Genomic DNA, 22,501 nt, shown 5'->3' with positions numbered 1-22,501 from the left:
CGGCTCATTCGTCCATGGCCGGTTGCTCGGGCACGGGCAGGTATACGCTGAAAATGGTGCCCGGCCCAGGATCTGCCGCCGCCACCCGCAATCGGCCGCCATGGGCTTGCACGATGCGCTGCGCCAGCGCCAGCCCGAGCCCCATGCCAAACACGGCACTCTCCGCCTGGCCACGCGTGAACGGCTCGAACAGTTGCTCGACAGGCAGATGCCCGGGCAGACCCGGCCCCGCATCCTGCACGCTCAGCACGCAGTCACTGCCCAGCACGCGCGCGGCCACGGTGATCGTCGTGCCTTCGGGCGTGTACTTGATGGCGTTGTCCAGCAGATTGACCAGCACACGCTCCATCAGCACGGCATCGAGCTGCAGCAAAGGCAGATCGGCCGGCAGCGAGGTCTGCAGCGCATGAGCGGCCAGTCGCTCGCGCATCTGCGCCAGCGCGCTGCCCACCAGCTCGTCCACCGGCAGCCATTCGCGCTTGAGCTGCACGCCGCCTTGCTGCAGGCGCGCCATGGCCAGCAGGTTGTCCACCAGTTGCTGCAGCGCCTGAGCCTGATTACGAATCTGCACCAGCATGTGATGCGCCGGCCCCTGGGGCGCATGCGGCAAGGCCGCCTGGGCGGCACCCAGGATGCCCGTCAGCGGCGTGCGCAGGTCGTGCGAGACGGCCGAGAGCAAGGTGTTGCGCATGCGCTCGCCCTCCATGGCGATCTGGGTCTGCTGCGCCACCTCCACAAAATGCACACGCTCCAATGCCAGGGCGATCTGGCTGGCACAGGCGTCGAGCAGGCGGCGCTCCTCGGGTACCCTCAATTTCTGCGGCGCACGCAGCTGCAGCACCAGCACGCCGCGCGAGCGCACGGGCGCCATCAGCGGCACATAAAGCGCCGGCGCGGCGGCCAGGGTATCGGTGCCGTGGCCGGCCATCTGGCCATGCTCCATGCTCCAGCGGCCCACGCTGGTGTCGATCTGACCTTCGCTGCCCTGCGCCAACTGCAGGCGCTCATCGGCATCGGGCACCAGCAGCCCGGTCTGGGCATCAAAAACGCCTGAAATCGTAGTCAGCGCGATCTGCGTGACCTGCTCCTGCGTCAGCGCACCCGACAGGTCACGCGCCAGCCTGGCCAGCGCGCCGGCCCGCCTTTCGCGCTCTGCGGCCACGCGCGCCTCGTGGCGCAGCCGCGCCGTCAGCTGGCCGCAGACCAGGGCCACACCCAGCATCAGGCTGAAGGTGAACAGGTATTGCGTATCGTTGACGCTGAAAGAGTTGCGCGGCGGCACAAAATAGAAATCAAACAGCAGCACTGACAGCAGGGCCGCCCATGCTCCGGGGCCGCGCCCCCAGCGCACGGCGGACAGCACCACCACCAGCAGGAAAAGCATGACCACATTGGCCGGGTCGAACACCCGCAGCAGCAGCTCCGCCACCGCTGTAGCGGCCAGACATGCCAAGGTCACGCCCGCATAGCCCTTCCACGGAATGGCCTTTTCACGCACAGCCGGCAATCGCAAGGTGCTGTCATTCCTGCTTTGCTTGACGGACAGCAGCAGCACGTCCAGGCCGGGATCCAGCGCCGCAATCTGCTCAGACAGGCTGGGGGCACGCCAGCGCAGCCAGCGACTCAAAGGTTCATGCACACGTGCCAGCACCAGATGGCTGGCATTGCGCTCACGCGCAAAGTCCACCAGCGCCTGGGCCACATGGGCACCGGGAATGGTGGCCGTTTCCGCGCCCAGACGCGCAGCCAGCGCCAGTGTCTTGAGCACGGCCTCCTGCGCCGCCCGAGGCCGATGCTGGCGTTCCGGCGCATCCACATAGACCACCACCCAGTCGGCCTCCAGCCGCCTTGCCAGGCGTGCCACCTGGCGCACTAGGGCATCGTCACCGGCGCGGCCGCCCACGCCCACCAGCAGGCGTTCGCGCGTGGGCCAGACATCGCCGATGGAGCGCTCGCGGCGGTAGTCGCGCATATCCTCATCGACACGATCGGCCGTGCGGCGCAAGGCCAGCTCGCGCAGCGCCAGCAAATTGCCCTGGCGAAAGAAATTGCGCGAAGCCCGCTCGGCCTGCTCCAGCGGGTAGACCTTGCCCGACTTGAGACGCTTGAGCAGCTCCTCGGGTGGGATATCGACCACGATGACCTCGTCGGCATCGTCAAAGATATGGTCGGGCACGGTCTCATGGACCTGTATGCCCACAATGCCGCCCACCACATCGTTGAGGCTTTCCAGGTGTTGAACGTTGAGCGTGGTCCACACCTCGATACCCGCCTCCAGCAGCTCCTGCACATCCTGCCAGCGCTTGGGGTGGCGCGAGCCGCTCACATTGCTGTGCGCGAGCTCATCGAGCAGCAGCACCTCCGGGCGGCGCTCCAGAGCTGCATCGAGGTCGAACTCGTCCAGCTGCCTGCCCTGGTAGGCCAGCGTGCGCCGCGGCAGCAGCTCCAGGTCATGCAGTTGCTGCTCGGTCTCGGCGCGGCCATGCGTCTCCACCAGCCCCACCAGGACCTTGCGCCCGGCCTGCCGCTCGCGCTGCGCGGCCGCCAGCATGGAATAGGTCTTGCCGACTCCGGCATTGGAGCCAAAGTAGATGCGCAGCTTGCCGAGATGGGCGCGCTGCCGATCCGCCTGCAGTTGAGCGACCAGCGCGTCGGGGTCGGGGCGCTGCGCGGCCGATGATGGTGTGGATGAAGGCATCAGGCGATCAGCGTATCACTCAAGCCCGCTCAGAACCCGGCACTCAGGCCCAGCAGCCAGCCGCTGCGTGCCAGATCACGCCATTGGCCACGACTGTTGACGGCGCTGTAGTACCTGGCATCGGCCGAGGTACCCGCGTACGCAAGCGATGCGGTCCATGGTCCCCAGGCCCTGGATAGCGAGATGCGCCAGTCGGCATAGGAGACATCGCTGTAATTGCGCACCCAGGTATAGCCGCCATGCAGGCCCAAGGTGGCGAGATCGCCCAGCGGATGCTGATAGTTCAGATCCAGATACTGGCTGCCGCGGCTGCTGCCTGCCGGTTGCAGCGCAGTGGCAAACGCTGAGTCGGCGGTACTCTGGCCCAGGCCGAAATAAGGCGTCAGTGCCACAGACCATTTGAGGCTCAGACCACCATGAGTCGCCCCCAGATAGAGCTCGGTGGTGTCAAAGCGTTTGCTGCTGCCATCGCTTGCGCCCAGGCGTGCGCCGGGGTAGCGGTACTGCAAAAGCCCGGCATCCAGCAACCAGTCAGGCACGATCTCGCCGCGCCAGCCACCATAGATATCGTGCTCCAGCCCCTGGCCGCGGCCGTAGCTGTTGGTAGAGACATTGGACAGCGACGTGCCCACATAAAAGCCCTTGGGCAAGGCCAGCTCCACTGCGCCCTGCACTGCCGCACCTTGCCAGGTCTGCGAGATGCCGCGAAAGCGGTAGTCACTGATCAGGCTCAGCGAGCCGGTCAAGGAAGACTTGCTGTCGGCCTGCACAGTGGCTGAGCTTTCAGAAGCAGATTGCGCTTTGGCTTCCTCGGCAGCAGAGGAATTTGCATAGCTCAAAGCAATCATCAGCAACGCAGAGCTGATGACCCAGGAACGCGATGCGTGAAATGGTTTTTGGAGATGGGAGAGACGCATGATGGTGAAGCAAACAGATCAGACTTGCCGCGCCCGCTGGGAACGCGGACAAGCCACAGAGACGAGAGAGCAAGGCTCTGGATAGGACTTAGACGAGGCCCAGCACGGTCAGCAGCATGTCGATGAGCTTGATGCCCACAAACGGCACGATCAGCCCGCCCAGGCCATAGATCAGCAGGTTTCGGCGCAGCAGCAGGGCCGCACCCACGGCGCGATACTGCACACCACGCAAGGCCAGCGGCACCAGGGCGATGATGATCAGTGCATTGAAGATCACGGCACTCAGGATGGCGGAATCGGCGCTGTGCAGCTGCATCACGTTGAGCGAGGCCAGCTGCGGATAAGTGCCCACAAAGGCAGCAGGAATGATGGCGAAATACTTGGCCACATCATTGGCAATGCTGAAGGTGGTCAACGCGCCGCGCGTCATCAGCATCTGCTTGCCGGTTTCCACCACCTCGATCAGCTTGGTGGGGTTGGAGTCCAGATCCACCATGTTGCCGGCCTCCTTGGCGGCCTGGGTGCCGCTGTTCATGGCCACGGCCACATCGGCCTGGGCCAGGGCCGGCGCATCGTTGGTGCCGTCCCCCGTCATGGCCACCAGACGGCCCGCCGCCTGGTGCGAGCGGATCAGCTGCAGCTTGTCTTCGGGCCTGGCTTCGGCCAGGTAATCATCGACGCCGGCCTCGGCGGCAATGGCGGCTGCCGTCAGCGGGTTGTCGCCCGTCACCATCACCGTCTTTATGCCCATGCGGCGCAGTTCGGCAAAGCGCTCGCGCATGCCTGGCTTGACGATGTCCTTGAGCTCGATCACGCCCAGCACCTTGGCGCCATCGGCCACCACCAAGGGCGTGCTGCCCTTGCGCGAGACGTTGTCCACGGACAGTTGCACCTGAGCCGGGAAGCTGCCTCCCAGCGCCTCGACATGCCGGCGCACGGCATCGGCGGCTCCCTTGCGCAAGCTGCGCAAGCCTTGCGGGCTCTGCAGATCCACCCCGCTCATACGCGTCTGTGCGGTAAAGGGGACGAACTCGCCCGGGAAATCCGCACTGCTGCGATCGGGCAGGCCATGGCGCTCCCTGGCCAGAGCCACCACGCTGCGGCCTTCAGGTGTCTCATCTGCCAGAGACGCCAGCTGTGCGGCTTCGGCCAGCTGCGCGGCGCTCACTGCGGGGGCCGGCAAAAACTCGCTGGCCTGGCGGTTGCCCAGGGTGATGGTGCCGGTCTTGTCCAGCAGCAGCACGTCCACATCACCGGCAGCCTCCACGGCCCGGCCCGAAGTGGCGATGACATTGGCCTGCATCATGCGGCTCATGCCGGCCACGCCAATGGCCGACAGCAGGCCGCCAATCGTGGTCGGAATCAGGCAGACCAGCAGCGCAATCAGCACGGCGATGCCGACCACCGAGCCCGCTCCGGCCTGCGTCACCGCAAAGACCGAGAACGGCCACAGCGTGACGATGACCAGCAAAAAGACCAGCGTCAGCCCCACGAGCAAAATCGTCAGAGCCATCTCGTTCGGAGTCTTCTGGCGCTTGGCCGACTCGACCATGGAGATCATGCGATCCAGAAACGACTCGCCAGGGTTGACCGTGACTTCCACCACCAGCCAGTCCGACAGCACGCGTGTGCCGCCGGTCACCGACGAGAAGTCGCCTCCGGCCTCGCGGATCACGGGCGCGGATTCGCCGGTGATCGCGCTTTCGTCCACCGAGGCAACGCCTTCTATCACCGTGCCGTCAAGCGCAATCGTGTCGCCGGCTTCCACGAAGATGACCACGCCCTTGCGCAGTTCGCTGGCGCGCATGGGAATCCATGAGCTGCCGAAATGCGGCTGCTGCAGCAGCTTGGCCACGGTATCGCGCTTCATGCCGCGCAAGCTGGCGGCCTGGGCGCGGCTGCGGCCCTCGGCCAATGCTTCGGCAAAGTTGGCAAACAGCACGGTGAACCACAGCCACAGCGCAATCGCCAGAACAAAGCCGCTGTTCTCGCTGCCCGGCTCCATCAGGCTCTGCCACCACAACAGAGTGCTCAGGATCGCACCCAGATACACCACAAACATCACTGGGTTGGCCCACTGCGTACGCGGCGAGAGTTTGCGCACCGCATCCCACAGAGCCGATTTCACCAGCTTGGCATCGAGCAGGCTGCGGCCTGCCGTCATTTTCTTTGTGCTCATGGCTTACTCCTTCACTGCGCCGGTGGCGGGCTGCAAGGCGTCCAGCGCCAGATTGAGCTGCAGCACATTCACGCGCGGCTCGCCCAGCAAGCCCAGCGTGCGCTGCTCTGTTTTCTGCGCCAGCAACGGCTGCACCTGGTCTGGCGAGAGCCCTCGCGCCTTCGCCACACGCGGCAGTTGCAGCAGCGCATTGGCCATCGAGATATGCGGGTCCAGGCCAGATGCCGACGCAGTGACCGCATCCACCGGCACCGCCAGGTCAGCGGCCAGACCGTTATCGGCGCGGTACTGTGCGACACGCTGCGCCACGGCTTCGGACAAGTCCTTGTGCGTTGCCCCTTGGTTGCTGGCACCAGACAGGCCGGCGTTGTAGGGAGCAGCAATGTTTGCCCCTTCCTGACCCGGATCGGGAGCGACTGTGGCGCTGGGACGGCCGTGGAAGTAGTGCGGTCCGGTGAATTGCTGGCCGATCAGTGCAGAGCCCACGATCCGGCCCTGGCGCTCGATCAGGCTGCCATTGGCTGCATGGGCAAACAGTGCCTGCGCCACACCCGTGGTCAGCAAGGGATAGGCAATGCCGGAGACCACCATCACCAGCAGGGCGGCGCGCACGCTGGTGCCCAGCAGACGTGACCAGGAGGCGGATTGCGCCTCGGGCTGCGCTTGTGCATGGCTTGGCAGCACTGAAGCGCAAAGAGTTTGAGTCGATGTTTTCATGATTTGCTCCCTGCTCTGCAGCCGTGCATGGGCTGCAGAGCATTGGCATCAATTGGATGGAACGTTAGGCGTACAGCTGAGCCACAAGCATTTGCAGGTGTTCGATCACGGGCCCCAGGGCCAGCGCCGGCAGAAAGGTCAAACCACCCACCACCAGCACGACAAACACCAGCAGACCCATGAACAGCGGCGTGGCCGTGGGGAAGGTTCCCGGGCCTGCGGGCACGGTGGCCTTGGCCGCCAGGCTGCCAGCCACGGCCAGCATGGGCACAAGCGTCAGAAAGCGCCCCGCCAGCATGGCCAGGCCCGTGGTGGTGTTGAAGAACGGCGTGTTGGCATTCAGCCCTGCAAAGGCCGAGCCGTTGTTGGCCGTGGCCGAGGCATAGGCGTAGAGAATCTCCGAGAAACCATGCGGGCCGCGGTTGTTGAGACTGGCTGCGGCATCGGGCCAGAGCACGGCCAGGGCCGTGAATCCCAGAATGCAGGCCGGCGGCACCAGCACCGCGAGCATGACCAGCTTGATCTCGCGCACTTCGATCTTCTTGCCCAGGAATTCGGGCGTGCGGCCAATCATCATGCCGGCCAGAAACACCGTGAGGATGGCGTACTGAATCAGATTGATCAGTCCCACACCGTCACCGCCGAAGACGCAGTTGAGCATCATCTGCGCCAGCGGCGTGATGGAGCCCAGCGGGGTCAGCGAATCGTGCATGGCGTTGACCGATCCCGTGGTGGCCGCTGTCGTGGTGGCCACAAACAAGGCCGTATCGGCAATGCCGAAGCGCAGCTCCTTGCCCTCCATATTGCCGCCGCTCTGGGCCAGGCTGTATTGCTGATCGGCTCCGGCGCGCGCCAGCAGCTGGCTGCCGTTTTGCTCGGCCACGAACACCAGGCTCAGAAAGCCGACGAACATCACCATGCAGGCTGCGAACAGCACCCAGCCCTGCTTGCGGCGCAGCAGCATGGAGCCAAAGGCGTAGGTCATGCCGGCCGGGATCAGCAGCATCGAGAGGATGTGCAGCAGATTGGTCAGCGGCGTCGGGTTCTCGAACGGATGGGCTGCATTCATGCCGAAGAAGCCGCCGCCATTCGTGCCCAGATGCTTGATGCTCTCCAGGCTGGCCACGGGTCCCATCAGCAGCTGCTGCCGGCCTCCTTCGAGCGTCGTCGCCACGGCTTCGGCGTGCAGGGTCTGCGGGATGCCCTGCCAGACATAGATCAGGGCCATGATGAAGGACAGCGGCAGCAGCACGCGCCAGAACACGCGCACGAAGTCGACCCAGAAGTTGCCGATATCCTGTGCGCTTGAGCGCGCCAGACCGCGCACAAAGCCGGCACCCGCGGCGACACCGGTGGTGGCACCGGCAAACATCAGAAAGGTGATGACCACCATCTGCGTCGCATTGCTCAGGCTGTTCTCACCCGCGTAGGCCTGCCAGTTGGTATTGGTGATGAAGGAGGCTGCGGTGTTGAAGGCCAGGTCGGGCGCCTGCGCCGCGATCTCCAGCGGATTCAGCGGCAGTGCGCCCTGCAGGCGCAGCAGCCCGTAGCCCAGCAGCATCATCAGCGCATTGCTCAGTACCAGAGCGGCGCCATAGCGCTGCCAGCCCATGCGCTCTTGCGGATTGACGCCCATGGCCCGGTAGCTCAGGCGCTCCAGCCAGCCATGGTGCTCGCCGGTAAAGCAGCGCGCCAGCCATTGGCCCATGGGAATCGTCAGCAAGGTCGCCGCCGTCAGCACGGCGGCAAATTCCATCCAGGGTAACCACATGATGTACCCCTTTCACAGACGCGCCAGGGCGCGCGCAAAGCCCAGCAGTCCGACAAAGCAGACCACCGTCAGGCTCACAAAAATCAGGTCTTGCAGCACTTGCATGGCGGCCCCTTCAGAATTTCTCGGGGCGCAGCAGCGCATAGCCCAAATAGGCAAACAGCCCCAGCGCCGTCAGGGCGGCCAGGGCTTCGATCCAGGTGATGCTCATTTCATTCCTCCCGCAAGCCGTTCACGCGGCTTGATTGCGATGGAGGAACTGTAGAAATTTGCCCGTCAAGAACGGGTAGAGATTGGGCGTGCCGATATCAAGATGGCATCAAGAAGCGGCCCGATTCGCGGCCGCGACCTTGGCCAGCCACTGCACGCGCAGGGCCAGCACGATGACCAGCGCCAGCACAGCCAAGGCCACGGAGCCCACGCCCGTCCAGCTCCAGCGCGACCAGAACCAGCCCGCCCCGGCCCCCAGCACGCTGGAGCCCATGTAATAGCCCCAGAGGTATAGCGACGATGCGTGCCCCTTGGACTGCGTGGCCAGCCGCCCCACCCAGCCGCTGGCCACCGAATGCGCAACAAAGAAGCCGGCCGTCAGCAGGACCATGCCGGCCACGATGGCGACCAGGGGCGGCAACAGGGTCAGCGCCACGCCGGCGGCCATCAGCAAAGTGCCCGCGACCAGCACCGGCCCGCGGCCCAGCCTGTCGGCCAGCCCCCCGGCAATCGGCGACGCCGCCGTACCCAGCAGATAGGCATAGAAGATATGGCTGATCTGCAGCTGGCTCAGACCATAGGGCGATGCGCTGAGCAAAAAGCCGGCATAGTTGTAGATGCTGACAAACACGCCCATCAGGCCGAAGGCGATCAGGAACAGCAGCGGCAGGCCCGGGTAGCGCAGATGCCGGCCCCAGGCCTGCAGGTGATACCGGGCACCCAGCCCGCTCTTCTTGACGAAGTTGCGCGAGTTGGGCAGCAGCCAGACAAAGCCCAGGGCGGCCAGCAGATCGAGCACCGAAAGCGCAGCCATGGCGTGGCGCCAGCCCCAGAACTCGGTCATGGCGCTCATGCCGACCCGGCCCAGCATGCCGCCCAGTGCCGTGCCGCCCACATACAGGCCCATGGCAAAGCCCAGGCCCGGCGGATCGATCTCCTCGGACAGATAGGCCATGGCCACGGCGGGCACGCCGCCCAGCAGCAAGCCTTCCAGCGCGCGTGCAGCAAGCAGCGCATGCCACTGCGGCATGAACGAAGCCAGCAGATTGCACAGCGCCGCCAGGGCCATGGAGATGAACATCAGCTTGCGCCGCCCCAGCCCCTCGGACAAGGCCCCTGCCAGCACGATGGAGCCGGCCAGGCAGGCCGTGGATACCGACAGCGCCAACGCGCTCTGGGCCGGACTGACGGCAAAGCTGTGGGCCAGCTCGGGCAGCAGCGGCTGCACGCAGTACAGCAGGGAGAAGGTGGCAAACCCCGCCAGGAACAGCGCCACGCTGACCCGCCAGTACTCGGGCGTGCCGCGCTTGATCCATACCGGGGCGGCAGAGGCGGGAGGCTGGGCGGGTAAGGAGGTGTTCACATCCTGCGGGGCGCTGTTCATGAGGGAAAAATGAGGGCCGGAGACTAGGCCCCTATTGTGCTGCGCATCTGCCGCCAGCCACAGCTGCAAGCCTTAGCCAATGACGTCGCCCGGCCCGCATTTCCGCAGCATCTCCAAGAATTGGCCCTGCCGTTAAAATAAGCGCCCTCAAGACTTATTCACAGGTCTGCCCTGCATGGGTGCGGGCCTGGTGCGGCAAACGGACCGCCGCACCTTTTGTTGTCACAGCCGGCGTTCTCCGGCTGTATTTACAGCTCTCAATACTGTGTCATACGCCCCAGAAACCCGGCGCCGTCGTACGTTCGCCATCATCTCCCACCCGGACGCGGGTAAGACCACGCTGACCGAAAAGCTGCTGCTGTTCTCGGGCGCGATCCAGATTGCCGGCGCCGTCAAGGGCCGCAAGGCCTCGCGCCACGCCACCTCCGACTGGATGGAAATCGAGAAGCAGCGCGGCATCTCGGTGGCCTCGTCGGTGATGCAGATGAGCTACCGCGACCATGTGATCAACCTGCTCGACACTCCCGGCCACAAGGACTTCTCGGAAGATACCTACCGCGTGCTGACGGCCGTGGACTCGGCGCTGATGGTGATCGACGCGGCCAATGGCGTGGAATCGCAGACCCGCCGTCTGATCGAGGTCTGCCGCCAGCGCAACACCCCCATCATCTCCTTCGTCAACAAGTTCGACCGTGAAGTGCGCGACCCGCTGGACATCATGGACGAAGTCGAGCGCGAGCTGGGCATGCCCTGCTGCCCCATCACCTGGCCCGTGGGCCAGGGCAAGAGCTTCGGCGGCATCATCAATCTGCGCACGCAGAGCATGACGGTTTTCACGCCCGGCAGCGACCGCGGCCCCAAGGACTTTGAAGTCATTGCGCTGAGCGAAGGCGACAAGCTGCGCGCGCGCTTTGGCAAGGCTTTCGACGATGCCCTGGAATCCATGGAACTGGCCGTTGGCGCCTCGGCCGAATGGGACCATGAGGCCTTCCTGGCAGGCAAGCTGACCCCCGTGTTCTTCGGCTCCGGTGTGAACAACTTCGGTGTGATGGAAGTGCTGGACGCCGTGGTCGACATGTCGCCCCCGCCCGGCCCGCGCGTTGCCTTCACCGAAGTGAACCGCCAGCGCGAAGAAGTCACCATCCACCCCGAAGACAAGACCTTCGCAGGCGTGGTGTTCAAGGTGCAGGCCAATATGGACAGCAACCACCGCGACCGCATTGCGTTCGTGCGCGTGGCGTCCGGCAAGTACACCCCCGGCATGAAGATGAAGGTGCAGCGCACCGGCAAGGAGCTGCGCCCCACGTCCGTGGTGACCTTCATGTCACAGCGCCGCGAGGCCGTCGACGAGGCCTATGCGGGCGACATCATCGGCTTCACGATTCACGGCGGCGTGCAGCTGGGCGACTCCATCACCGACGGCCCCAATCTGCAGTTCACCGGCCTGCCCTTCTTCGCACCCGAAATGTTCATGACCGTGGTGCTCAAGAACCCGCTGCGCACCAAGCAGCTGCAGCAAGGCCTGATGCAGCTGGGCGAGGAAGGCGCGATCCAGGTCTTCAAGCCCGATGTCGGCGGCAACATGCTGCTGGGCGCCGTGGGTCAGCTGCAGTTCGAAGTGGTGCAGCACCGCCTCAAGACCGAGTACGACTGCGACGTCCGCCTGGAAGGCTGCCAGTACACCGGGGCACGCTGGATCACGGCCGATTCGCCGGCCGAGCTGCGCGAGTTCGAGAACGCCTACCCCATGCGCCTGGCGCATGATGCGGCCGACACCCTGGCCTATCTGTGCACCAGCCCCTATGACGTGCGCCTGGCGCAGGAGCGTTTCCCCAAGATCCACTTCCACCCGCTGCGCGAGCATGCGGGCCTGGCACTAGGCTCAGCGAATTGAGCGTGATCACCCCCTGAGGCGCTTCGCGCCTTCCCCCTCTCTGGCTTTGCCGGAGGGGGACGACATCCTCGCTGCGAGGCGGCTCTTGCTCGATGTCTCTGAGTTGGACCGCGCTAGCTTCAGGCGAGGATCAACATCGAGAGAGTTTGTTGTGAGCCAAGAATTTCTGCGCCCTTTGTCTGAACTGCGGACACCTGCCAAGCTGCTGGGCGTGCTGACCGATATCGACGACACGCTGACCACCGACGGCGTGGTGCCCGAGCATGTGGTGGCCGCGATTGCGCGCCTCAAGGATGCGGGTCTGAAAGTGGTGCCCATCACCGGCCGCCCCGTGGGCTGGAGCGTGCCGTTTGCATCGGCCTGGCCCGTGGATGCCATCGTGGCCGAAAACGGTGCCGTGGCCCTGCGCCGCAATGCCGAGGGCGGCCTGGACAAGCTCTACCAGCAATCTGCCGATGAGCGCGCCCGCAACTTTGCCCGTATGCAGCAGGTGCTCGAGCAGATCGAGGCCACCGTGCCCGGCGCCAAACGCGCCACGGACTCGGCCGGCCGCGAATGCGATATCGCCGTGGATCACAGCGAATTCACGAACATGCCCCAGGCACAGATCGATGAATGCGTGGCCATCATGAAGGCGGCCGGCATGAATGCCACCGTCAGCTCCATTCACATCAACGGCTGGTTCGGCGAGCACAACAAGCTCGAAGGCGCGCGCTGGATCGCTCGCGAGCTGTTCGACATCGATCTGGACGCCACGCTGGCGCGCTGGGTGTATATCGGCGACTCGACCAACGACCAGCAGATGTTCGAGCACATGCCCCACAGCGTGGGCGTGGCCAATATTGCGCGCTTCGTGCCCCAGCTCAGGCATCTGCCGCGCCATGTGACCACGGCCGAGCGCGGCGACGGTTTTGTGCAACTTGTCGATCAGTTGCTGGCTCCGCAAAAATAGTAGCTGCAACCGCTGGCTGTTTAACGATTTCAATATCAAAACAATCTGAAATCGTTTGAGAACAAGCGCAAGCAGCTCTCATTTTCAAAGGCCTCTGTGCTTGCCGGCACAGAGGCCTTTTTTGAGGCCCACCCATCGCCAGGCACGATGCACCCACCCGTACAAGACGATCCCCGGATGCGTAAAAACCCACGGTTGGCACTCACTACAATTTTTGATTCATTTCAAAACATTTCTGAGAGACCAACACCATGCGCATGATTCGCCGCACCTTCGTCGCCACGGCCGTGGCAGCAACAGCCGCCCTGACCGCAGGCACTGCATTTGCCCAGGGCAAGGAAGTCAAGATCGGCTATGCGCTGGCCGTCAACTCCCACTACGGCGCTGCTGCCAACGCCTGGGCTGAAGGCGTGGAAAAAGGCACCAACGGTGCCTACAAGTTCAAGCAGTTCCCCGCCTCCGCCCTGGGCGGCGAGCGCGAGCTGATCGAAGGCCTGCAGCTGGGCACCGTGGAAGCTGCCATCGTCTCCACCGGCGCCCTGAGCAACTTCGTGCCCGATGTGGGTGTGGTGGACATCCCCTTCCTGTTCCGCGACACCCAGCACGCACGTGCCGTGATGGACGGTGCCTTCGGTCAGGAGCTGCTGGCCAAGTTCCAAAAGCGCGGCCTGATCGCGCTGGCCTGGGGCGAGCAGGGCTTTCGCCATCTGAGCAACAACAAGCATGCCGTCAATGGCGTGCCCGACCTCAAGGGCCTGAAGATCCGCGTGACCGAGAACCCCGTGCACATCACGGCCTTCCGCACCCTGGGTGCCTCGCCCACTCCCATGTCCTGGCCCGAAGTCATCGGTGCGCTGCAGCAGGGCACGATTGACGGCCAGGAGAACCCCATCTCCGTGCTGGTATCCGCCAAGCTGTGGCAGGTGCAAAAGCACCTGACCCTGACCTCCCACGTCTACGCCCCCATGGCCCTGATCGTGTCGCCCTCGTTCTGGGGATCGCTGAACGCCGCCCAGAAGACCGCCTTCACCGAAGCCGCCAAGAAGGGGGCACTGGCCTCGCGCGCCTTTGTGGACAACGTGGAGAAGAAAGGCGTGGAAGAAGCCAAGGCCAACGGCATGAAGGTCGTGGAAAAGGTCGACCAGACCGCTTTCCGCACCGCGCTGGAGCCCGCGTACAAGGAATACGCCAAGAAGTTCGGCCAGAAGACGCTGGACTCCATCACCGCCGTCAAGTAAGCACTGCCAACATGGGCCTGTCTCCGCGCAGGCGGGCCCATGCATTTTTCTCCCACCTGGGCACGGCAGGTCCTTGCCCGGCTGCGGTCAGCACGAATGGACTTGCGCCAATTCCTGCCGATGATGAAGCAGCTCTCAACTTTGTGACGCAGCCGGCTCTTGCGGCAGGTTTCGCCGCTGCCTCTGCTCACCCCCACTCCTATGCTTGATCGTATCGAACGCATTCTCGTGGCCGGCAATCGCTGGCTGCTGATCTTGCTGCTGCTGGCCATGGCCTGCATCGTCTTTGCCAACGTGGTGCTGCGCTACACCACGGGCGACTCCATCGTCTGGGCCGAAGAAGTCGCCCGCCACATGATGATCTGGGTCACCTTCCTGGGCGCAGGCCTGGTGCTGCGCTTTGGCGGCCATGTGGCCATCGACAATCTGCACCGCAGCGTGAGCACGCGCAAGGCACAGGCCATGCGGGGCTTTGTCGTGCTCATTCTGGCGATCTTCTTTGCCGTGATGACCGTGACCTCGTCGCAGTACGTGTACGCCACGCGCTTTCAGACCACGGCGGCCACGGACATCCCGATCTCCTATATCTACGGCGCCATGCCCGTGGGCTTTGTGCTGATGCTGATCCACCTGCTGTTCATCGCACGCGGCTACATCACCGCTGGCAGCTTCGCCGAGTCCGACGAAATGGATGCGGATGCCGCAGCGTCTATATGAAACACCCCCTGTGCAGCTTCGCTGCTTCCCCCTCTCTCGCTTCGCGGGAGGGAGACACACCTTCGGTGCGGGGCGGCCCTTCCTCGGTGTATCTCACTTGGGGCGCGCCAGTTTCATGCGCTGCGCCATGAATCTCTGATTGACTGAAACATCATGGGTATCACTTTATTTGTTGCCATCGTTGCCCTGCTCACGCTGGGCTTTCCGGTGGCGTTTGCGCTGGCCATCTCGGCAGCCCTGGCGGTCTTCGTGGGCGGACGTTATCCACAGCTGATCGTCTTCAAGGAAATGTTCACGGGCATCGACAGCTTTCCGCTGATGGCCGTGCCCTTCTTCATCCTGGCCGCAGAGCTGATGTCGGGCGGTGCGCTCACGGCCGTGCTGCTGCGCTTTGCCGCCCAGTTCGTCGGCCATCTGCGCGGCGGCCTGGGCTATGCCAATGTGCTGTCGCTGACCATGTTCTCGGGCATCTCGGGCTCGGCCCTGGCCGATGCGGCCGGCCCCGGCTCCATGATGGTCAAGATGATGGACAAGGCCGGCTACAGCCGCCCCTATGCGGCCGCGCTGACGGCCAGCACCGCCATCGTCGGCCCCATCATTCCGCCTTCGGTCAGCATGATCATCTATGCGCTGCAGGATGAGAACGTGTCCGTGGGCGGCCTGTTCATGGCTGGCTTCATTCCCGGCATTCTGATTGCGCTGGCCATGGCGGCCGTCAACTGGTGGGTCTGCAAGAAGCGCAACTACCGCAGCACCGAGCCGCGCCCCTCGGCCCGTGAGATGTGGAGCACCAGCTTCAAGGCCATCCCCGCGCTGATGCTCATCGTGCTCATCGTGGTCGGCATCCGCTTCGGCATCTTCACGCCCACGGAAGCCTCCGTCGTGGCCGTGTTCTATGCGCTGGTCTGCGGCAAGTGGGTCTACCGCACGCTCAAGTGGTCGGCCCTGCCCGGCATCCTGGCGCGCTCGGCCATGCTCACGGCCTCGGTGCTGCTGGTGATGGCGACCTCGGCCGCCTTTGCCTGGGTGCTCACGGTGGAAGGCATTCCGCAGTATCTGTCCGAGCTGATCGTGAGCTGGGAACTCTCGCCCGTCATGTTCCTGATTGCCGTGAACATTCTGCTGCTGGTCTTCGGCATCTTCATGGAGCCGCTGCCCGGCGTGATGATTCTGGTGCCCATCCTCGCGCCCATCGCCTTCAGCCTGGGCATCGATCCCACGCACTTCGCCATGGTGGTGATCGTCAACCTCACGCTGGGCATGATCACGCCTCCGGTCGGCGGCCTGCTGTTCGTGACGGCCGTGTCAACGCGCGTGTCCATCACCGAGCTGACGCGCGAGATGCCGCTGTTCCTGCTGGCCCACTTCGTCGTGCTTTGCCTGCTGACCTTCATTCCGGCACTGTCCACCTGGCTGCCGCATACGCTGGGCTTCCAGTAAGCACTGCGCTCACCTGCCAAGGCTGCCTCCGGCAGCCTTTTTTTTGGGCGATCGGAATCATGATATGCCGCCTGTTCAGCGCACGCCGCCGCTGCCGGCAGCGCCGTACCAGGCCACGGCACCCGCATAGCCAGCTGCAGGCTCCAGCGGTGCGCAGTCCATGCCCGTCAGCCGCGCCTGCAGCGAGCTGCTCCATTCCGCCAGACCCAGGCCAGCGCATTTAAGCCGGGCTTCGTGCTGCGTCCAGGCGCTCGCAAATGCTTCGAAGAAAAGAGTATCCGGCGCAATATCCAGAAGCTTTTGAGCGGTCTCCGGCCTCAGAAACAGCCGCGCTACATGCTCCAGCTCGCGGCGCTGCACGGTCGCGTCCACGGCCTGGATATCCACCCCTACCGCAGCCCGGCCATGCCAGGCCAGCAGTGCCAGTCCCGGCGCATGGCTGATGGAACAGTGCGGCGCAGCAAGCGGCTTGCCGCGCAGCAACAGCTGCGGTGCCTGGTTGCGCAGGTTGCTGACCTCCAGCTCGGCCTCGGTACAGCCGAGCTCCGGTGCCAGACAGGTGCGCAGCGCCGCCCGAGCCTGGCTGCGCGCCCCGTCACGGTCTGTGGCATCCAGACCCTGCACCAGCCGCAACTGCGGCGCACCGGCCTGCCGCTCGCCGGCAAAGAGGCAGGGCCGGATCTGCATCAGGCCATCCCGGTGTGGCGCCGGGCCGGTGCGGCCGGCGCGCCCTCCCAGCGCGTGCGCGCGGGCAGGGTCTCGCCCTTCATCACCAGGGTCAGCGGCCCGAGCTGTACGTCGTCGCCTACGCTGGCACTGTAGAGCACAGTGCAGCGCGCGCCCATGGTCACGCGGCTGCCTATGGACACATGGTCTATCTTCATCACCCGGTCCTCGAACAGATGAGTCTGCGGGCAGCACAGCGCGTTGAGCTCGCTGTGAGCGCCGATCGTCACGCAGTCATGCTCGGTGATGTCGGTGGTATCCAGATAGACGCTGGCCGCAATCTTGCTGCCCATCAGGTTCATGGCCAGTGGCAGCCAGGGCGTGCCACGCAGGTAACGCAGGAAATTGGGCACGGCCATGCCCTCATACATATTGGTCGCGGCCTCGGAGAGCCAGACAAAAGGTGTCCACATGGGAACCGCCGTCTTGCCGTAGCGCCTGATCGCCAGCCATTTGAACAGCGCCACCAGAAAGAACGCCACGATCCCGAAGACCACTCCCGAAATGGCCAGATCCAGCACCACGGCCCCCCAGCGCTCTTCAGAAGCCAGAGGCATCGCATCCAGCACAATGGCATAGCCGACGGCAATCACCAGAGCATGTGGAACGGCAATGCGAACGGCCTCCACCAATCCGCGCGCGAGTCGCCGCCAAGGAGAGGGCGCAAACGTCAGGTGCTCGGGATAGCCCTGTGCGAGCTCGCGCGCCGGCAAATTGATCGCGGGTGCTCCCAGCCAGGTGTCGCCACTTTTCATGTCCGCATTGCGCGGCACGGCCGTCATCACGCCTATGAGCACATTCTCGGGGATGGTCGAGCCATCGGGCACATAGGCGCCGTTGCCGATGAAGCTGCGGCGCGACACCACCGTGGGCTTGACCGTCATCCAGCCGCCGTCGATGAGCTCGTCGCCCAGCATCACTGCATCGGCCACAAAGCATTCGTCACCCAGCGTCAGCATATCGGGCACCACGCCCAGCGCCGTGGACAGCTCGGTCTGCTTGCCGACCTTGGCACCCAGCAGCCGGTACCAGGTGGAGGAGTAGACCGTGGCGTAGATGCCGTGCAGCGTGGACAGGCTCGCCTCCTGGATCTGGTTGACCAGCCATTTGCCCAGGTAACGCCCGCTGTGCACCGACCAGGTGCCCGCCCGCGTACGCGGCAGGAACAGATAGCGCACCAGCGCCGCCGCCAGCACCGTGCAGGCCACCAGCACCAGGCTGGATGGCAGGGCCAGCACGAAGAACTTGAGAAGGCGCAGCACGAAGGCCCCACCCGCATCGACCACGCCCTGCTCCAGCAGCGGCCGCACCGAGATCGCCTCGACGTCGAGCACGTCGATCAGCATGAAGGTCGGGAACACCGGCATGAAGAACAGCGTGGCCACCAGCAGCCCCCCCGCCAGGAAGACCAGCATCTCCAGGGCCTGGCGCAGCCGACCGACGCTCTGGCGCGGCGGCAGGCTGGCAGGGTCGAACTCGCCCACGGCCCGCGCCGGCGAGCCGGCCCAGATGCTGCGCGCGGGCTGGACCATGCCGTCGGCCAGCGCCGACTGACCCTCGAGGTGGGCCCAGTCTTCGAGACGGGTATTGCCTTCCACGACCACATATGAGCCTATGCAGACCTCGTTGCCGATGGCGATGCGGCCCAGCACCAGCTCACCGCCTTCCACGCGCGCGTTCTCCAGGCTCACGGCATTGCCCACACTGACGCCGTCGCCTATGACCAGCAGGTCGGGCACACGCACCGTCATCGAGCCGAGATTGGTCTCAAGGCCCACTTTCGCGCCCAGCGCACGCAGCCACAGCGGGTGCAGCGAGGAGCCGGTGATCATCGCGATGGGCACGGCCTCGACCAGCCGGTCGGCAAACCACCAGCGGAAATAGGTCCATCCCCACAGCGGGTAGCGCCCGGGCTTGAGGCGCCCGGCAACCAGCCATTTGCCGGCCCATGCGATCGCGAATTCGGCCAGGGTGGCGATCGCGAAAGCCAGCACCGACATGGCCACGGCAAACCAGACCGAGTCGCTCTCCTCGCCCGTGAAAAAGTGATAGGTGAAGAACGGCGCCAGCCACTGTGCCATCTTGATCAGCACCAGCAGCGGAATCGCCACTGCCTGGGCCGCGCCGCAGCGCCAGCGCCGCCATGCGGAATGGATGCGAAACGGCCTCTGCGCAACGCCGGCTGCCGCCTCATCGTCGCCCAGCTGGGCGGCCTGCAGCGCATCGGCGATCAGGCCTATGTGGCGCTGCTGGTAGATGGTGCTCACCGTGGCCCGGGCAAAGCGCGCATCGGCGCGCAGCAGCGAGGTCAGCCGCGCAGCGAACAGGGAATGTCCGCCCAGGTCGCTGAAGAAATCCAGCCCGCGACGTATGGGCTGCCCCGGGAAAAGCTGGGCCAGGGCAGCGAACAGCACTTCCTCGGCCGGGGTTTCGGGCAGGTCGGAGCCGCAAGCATCCATCGCGGAGGACAGTTGCTGGACCTTGAGTGCCTTGCGGTCTATCTTGCCCGAGGTCAGGCGCGGCATCTCGGCCAGCGCCTCGAAGCGCGCGGGCACCATATAGGGCGGCAGGCGCTCGGCCAGGGCGGCGCGCAGCGCGGAATGCGCGGGCGGTGCGGCAACCTCGGTGGGCACGTAGAAGGCGATCAGCTGGTCCATGCCCTCGTCCTGACGCAGCAGCACCGCCGTGGTACCCACGCCCGGCTGCTGGGCCAGCATGGCCTCGATCTCGCCGAGCTCCACGCGAAAACCGCGGATCTTGACCTGATCGTCGGCCCGGCCCAGGCAGTGGATCTGGCCATGCTCGTCGATGCGCGCCAGATCCCCGGTGCGGTACAGCCGCGTATCGTGCGGGCCCTGAGCCCAGGGATTGGCGAGGAATTTCTCGGCCGTCAGCTCGGGGCGACCCAGATAGCCGGCCGCCACGCCGGGGCCCGTGATGCACAGCTCGCCGACCTCGCCCTGCGGCAAGCCCACCAGAGCGGGCGCAGTGCCGGCCGCAAAGCTGTCGGCCTCGATCACCCGCACCACCACCAGTCCGTAATTGGGCAGCGGCGTGCCAATGGTCACGGGCGCACCGGCCCGGAGCTCGGCCAGGCTGGCCGACACCGTGGCCTCGGTCGGCCCATAGGTGTTGAACATCTGACGCGGACCACCGTCCTCCCGGTTGGCCCAGCGCGCCACCAGCGATTCGGGGCACATCTCGCCGCCGAGATTGATGAGGCGCAGATTCGGCACGTCCTGCGCGAACAGCGCCAGCAGCGTTGGCACGGCATGCAGCACCGTCACCTGCTGCTCCATCAGCGCGCGCGGCAAGGCCTCGGGGTCACCGGCGATCTCGCGCGGCGCCAGCCACAGCGTCGCTCCCACAAGGTAGCTGATCCAGATCTCCTCGAACGACATGTCGAAGGCCACCGAGAAGCCCTGGTAGACCTTGTCGCCCCGGTGCACGCCAAGCCGCGCATTCTCGCTGCGCAGAAAGTGGCAGATGCTGCCCTGGGTGATGGCGATACCCTTGGGCTTGCCCGTGGAGCCGCTGGTATAGATCACATAGGCCGGGTCGCTGGGCTCGGCGCCATCTCTCCGGCGCAGCGCCGTGCCCGGCGGCAGCGGCGCCAGCAGTGCGGCGTCGCTGAAGACCTGCGCTGAAATACCCGCTTGGGCTTTCACCAGATGCGTCTGCCGCTGCGCTATCAATAGCGCCTTGGCATTCGCATCGCCGAGGCAGGTGGCGATGCGTTCGGTGGGCGTTTCTGCATCGAAGGGCAGCCAGGCTGCGCCGGTCTTGGCGATCGCCAGCTGCAGCGTCAGCAGCTCCATGCCGCGCGGCAGCCACAGGCCCACCATGTCGCCAGGACGGATGCCGGCCTCGATCAGCCGGTGCGCGGCGCGGCTGGCATCGGCGTCCAGCTCCGCATAGCTGCACTGACGCAACTGCTCGCCCTGCCCCTCCATCAGCGCGATCTGTTCGGGGTGGGCTGCGGCGGTCGCTTCGAAGATATCGGCCAGCACCTCGTGGCGCAGCAGGTCTGGCCGCTCGGGCCCACGTAAAACAACAGTGTCAGACATAGATCAGTGGCTTACCCGGAGCAACCATGCATCCGAACCTGGTGGTACCACTCTTTTCTGTCCGCCATTATTGAGCGGAGTGCTCGTTTTCAGTGTTGCACAGCCGGCTTGCCGCTCCCGGCGTTGCACATATTTGCATTCATGGAGAGCAGTCGCTGCGGCGGACCTGCCAGGCGGTCGATGGCTGGAGAGGCGATCTCGCGTCAAGGTGCAGCTGCTCCCGGGCACACGCGTCATCGTGCTGGGCCTGCTGCACTTTGTGCCGCCACCAGCCACCGGACCGCCGCATGCGCATATGCCTGCAGCAAGCCATTCGTGGCCTTCCCCCTGCGGGATCAGCTGCAGCAGTGCAAGTGCTCGCGCCGCATGCCGTGCGGGCTCTGCACACCGATCAAGGCCATATTGCGCCGGATCTCCGAGGCCAGAATGCCGGCCGCGTGCAGGACTCCCGCTTCACCCGCCACGGCTCCTGCGTAATTGAAGGGCCGGCCCACAAAGACGAACTTGGCTCCCAGTGCCAGTGCCAGCAGCACATCGTTGCCACGGCGAAAGCCGCTGTCGATCATGACCGCATAGTCCGCGCCCAGGACATCGACCACTTCTGGCAGCGTCTCCAGCGGCGATATCGAGCCGTCGAGCTGCCTGCCGCCATGGTTGGACAGAATGATGCCGTCGGCTCCCGCATCGCGAGCGGACAGCGCGTCCCGGGGCCGCAAAATGCCCTTGACGACCAGATTGCCTTGCCAGCGCTGGCGGATCAGCTCCAGATGTTCCCAGCTCAGGTGGTCGCGTGCCCCGAAGTCGCGCGTGACACTGGAGGAGAGAATGGGCGCGCCGCGCGTGGCCTGCGAGTTCTCGAAATGCGGCATGCCATGACAGACCAGGGTGCGCAGGGCCGTGCCCAACAGCCAGCGCGGATGGGTGATGCCGTCCCAGGCCAGACGCAGGCTGGGCCGCAGCGGTGTCGAGAAACCCGCGCGGATATTGTTCTCGCGATTGCCCGAGACCGGCGTGTCAACCGTGACCACCAGGGTCTTGAAACCTGCGGCCTCGACACGATCCAGCAGCCTGAGGATGCGCTCCTTCTCTCCGGGCACATAGGCCTGGAACCAGCCCTCGGGGTTGGCCCTGGCCACCTCTTCCATCGCGATCAGCGATGTGCCGCTGAGTATGGCCGGGATACGGGCCTGTGCAGCGGCCCGCGTCTGGATCAGATCGCCCCGGTAGGCGGACAGCGCACTGATGCCCATGGGGGCGATGCCGAACGGTGCTGCATAGGTCTGCCCCATCAGCGTCGTTGCCAGCGTACGCCGTGAGGTATCGGTCAGCACGCTGCTCATCCAGCGATAGCTGTCGAATATCTCGCGGTTGCCGCGCAGGGATTTGTCGGTCTCGCAGCCACCGCTCACATAGGCAAAGATGGGCGCCGGCAGATGCCTGCGCGCGGCTGTCTCGAAATCATCGAGCGACAGAATGCCGCGCAGCCTGCGAGGCGTGCCCGGCTGCTCATCTGCGCGGGATGGCGCTGACGATGCAGGAGCATTGAATTTCTCGATATCGAATCGGGTTTGCATGGAAGTGAGCGCTGAAA

General features: G+C 65.0%; 15 protein-coding genes. 5 read left to right on the top strand and 10 right to left on the bottom strand.

The window, feature by feature from the left end:
- Window positions 1-4: 4 nt before the first annotated feature.
- The 7 genes from P353_RS00325 to P353_RS00295 all read right to left on the bottom strand — a co-directional run bounded on the left by P353_RS00325 (window position 5) and on the right by P353_RS00295 (window position 9,876).
- A complete protein-coding gene (locus tag P353_RS00325) occupies window positions 5-2,698 on the bottom strand; it encodes a sensor histidine kinase (protein ID WP_034364136.1) in 2,694 nt (897 codons plus the stop codon).
- A gap of 29 nt (window positions 2,699-2,727) precedes the next feature.
- Window positions 2,728-3,615, bottom strand: a complete 888-nt coding sequence (locus P353_RS00320) for a TorF family putative porin (RefSeq protein WP_034364135.1) — start codon at window positions 3,613-3,615, stop codon at window positions 2,728-2,730.
- Window positions 3,616-3,703: 88 nt separating this feature from the next.
- Window positions 3,704-5,794: a potassium-transporting ATPase subunit KdpB gene (gene kdpB, locus P353_RS00315; protein ID WP_034364134.1), complete on the bottom strand. Its 2,091-nt coding sequence runs from the start codon at window positions 5,792-5,794 to the stop codon at window positions 3,704-3,706.
- A gap of 3 nt (window positions 5,795-5,797) precedes the next feature.
- Window positions 5,798-6,511, bottom strand: a complete 714-nt coding sequence (kdpC, locus tag P353_RS00310; protein ID WP_034364133.1) for a K(+)-transporting ATPase subunit C — start codon at window positions 6,509-6,511, stop codon at window positions 5,798-5,800.
- Window positions 6,512-6,575: 64 nt separating this feature from the next.
- The gene (kdpA, locus tag P353_RS00305) at window positions 6,576-8,282 is read right to left on the bottom strand and encodes a potassium-transporting ATPase subunit KdpA (RefSeq protein ID WP_034364132.1); all 1,707 of its coding nucleotides are present in this window, start codon (window positions 8,280-8,282) and stop codon (window positions 6,576-6,578) included.
- Window positions 8,283-8,397: 115 nt separating this feature from the next.
- Window positions 8,398-8,493: a K(+)-transporting ATPase subunit F gene (gene kdpF / locus P353_RS00300; protein WP_003059029.1), complete on the bottom strand. Its 96-nt coding sequence runs from the start codon at window positions 8,491-8,493 to the stop codon at window positions 8,398-8,400.
- 108 nt (window positions 8,494-8,601) lie between these two features.
- Complete coding sequence (locus P353_RS00295) at window positions 8,602-9,876, bottom strand: MFS transporter (RefSeq protein WP_034365344.1); 1,275 nt, start codon at window positions 9,874-9,876, stop codon at window positions 8,602-8,604.
- A gap of 265 nt (window positions 9,877-10,141) precedes the next feature.
- Between P353_RS00295 and P353_RS00290 the strand changes: the two genes are divergently transcribed.
- From P353_RS00290 to P353_RS00270, 5 genes are all read left to right on the top strand, one after another.
- Window positions 10,142-11,770 carry a peptide chain release factor 3 gene (locus P353_RS00290; RefSeq protein WP_034364131.1) on the top strand — a complete coding sequence of 543 codons (1,629 nt, stop codon included), beginning with the start codon at window positions 10,142-10,144 and terminating at the stop codon, window positions 11,768-11,770.
- 151 nt (window positions 11,771-11,921) lie between these two features.
- Complete coding sequence (locus P353_RS00285) at window positions 11,922-12,722, top strand: HAD-IIB family hydrolase (protein ID WP_034364129.1); 801 nt, start codon at window positions 11,922-11,924, stop codon at window positions 12,720-12,722.
- Between the two features lie 251 nt (window positions 12,723-12,973).
- Complete coding sequence (locus P353_RS00280; protein WP_034364127.1) at window positions 12,974-13,960, top strand: TRAP transporter substrate-binding protein; 987 nt, start codon at window positions 12,974-12,976, stop codon at window positions 13,958-13,960.
- Window positions 13,961-14,161: 201 nt separating this feature from the next.
- Window positions 14,162-14,677 carry a TRAP transporter small permease gene (locus P353_RS00275; protein WP_034365341.1) on the top strand — a complete coding sequence of 172 codons (516 nt, stop codon included), beginning with the start codon at window positions 14,162-14,164 and terminating at the stop codon, window positions 14,675-14,677.
- A gap of 153 nt (window positions 14,678-14,830) precedes the next feature.
- On the top strand, window positions 14,831-16,117 hold the full coding sequence (locus tag P353_RS00270; RefSeq protein ID WP_034364125.1) for a TRAP transporter large permease: 1,287 nt from the start codon (window positions 14,831-14,833) through the stop codon (window positions 16,115-16,117).
- A gap of 75 nt (window positions 16,118-16,192) precedes the next feature.
- Here P353_RS00270 and P353_RS27440 read toward each other — a convergent pair whose 3' ends face one another.
- The 3 genes from P353_RS27440 to P353_RS00255 form a co-directional block, all read right to left on the bottom strand.
- A complete protein-coding gene (locus P353_RS27440) occupies window positions 16,193-16,804 on the bottom strand; it encodes a 4'-phosphopantetheinyl transferase family protein (protein WP_052084605.1) in 612 nt (203 codons plus the stop codon).
- Window positions 16,804-20,910, bottom strand: a complete 4,107-nt coding sequence (locus tag P353_RS00260; protein WP_034364123.1) for a Pls/PosA family non-ribosomal peptide synthetase — start codon at window positions 20,908-20,910, stop codon at window positions 16,804-16,806. The genes P353_RS27440 and P353_RS00260 overlap by 1 nt, the downstream gene beginning before the upstream one ends.
- 335 nt (window positions 20,911-21,245) lie before the next feature.
- Entirely contained in the window at window positions 21,246-22,484 is a 1,239-nt protein-coding gene (locus tag P353_RS00255; RefSeq protein WP_034365335.1) for an alpha-hydroxy acid oxidase, read from the bottom strand.
- Window positions 22,485-22,501 lie beyond the last annotated feature (17 nt).

Origin of the sequence: Comamonas testosteroni, from assembly GCF_000761245.1 — a bacterium.
GTDB classification, from domain to species: domain Bacteria; phylum Pseudomonadota; class Gammaproteobacteria; order Burkholderiales; family Burkholderiaceae_C; genus Comamonas; species Comamonas testosteroni_C.
This window is presented reverse-complemented; position numbering and strand designations above follow the sequence as displayed.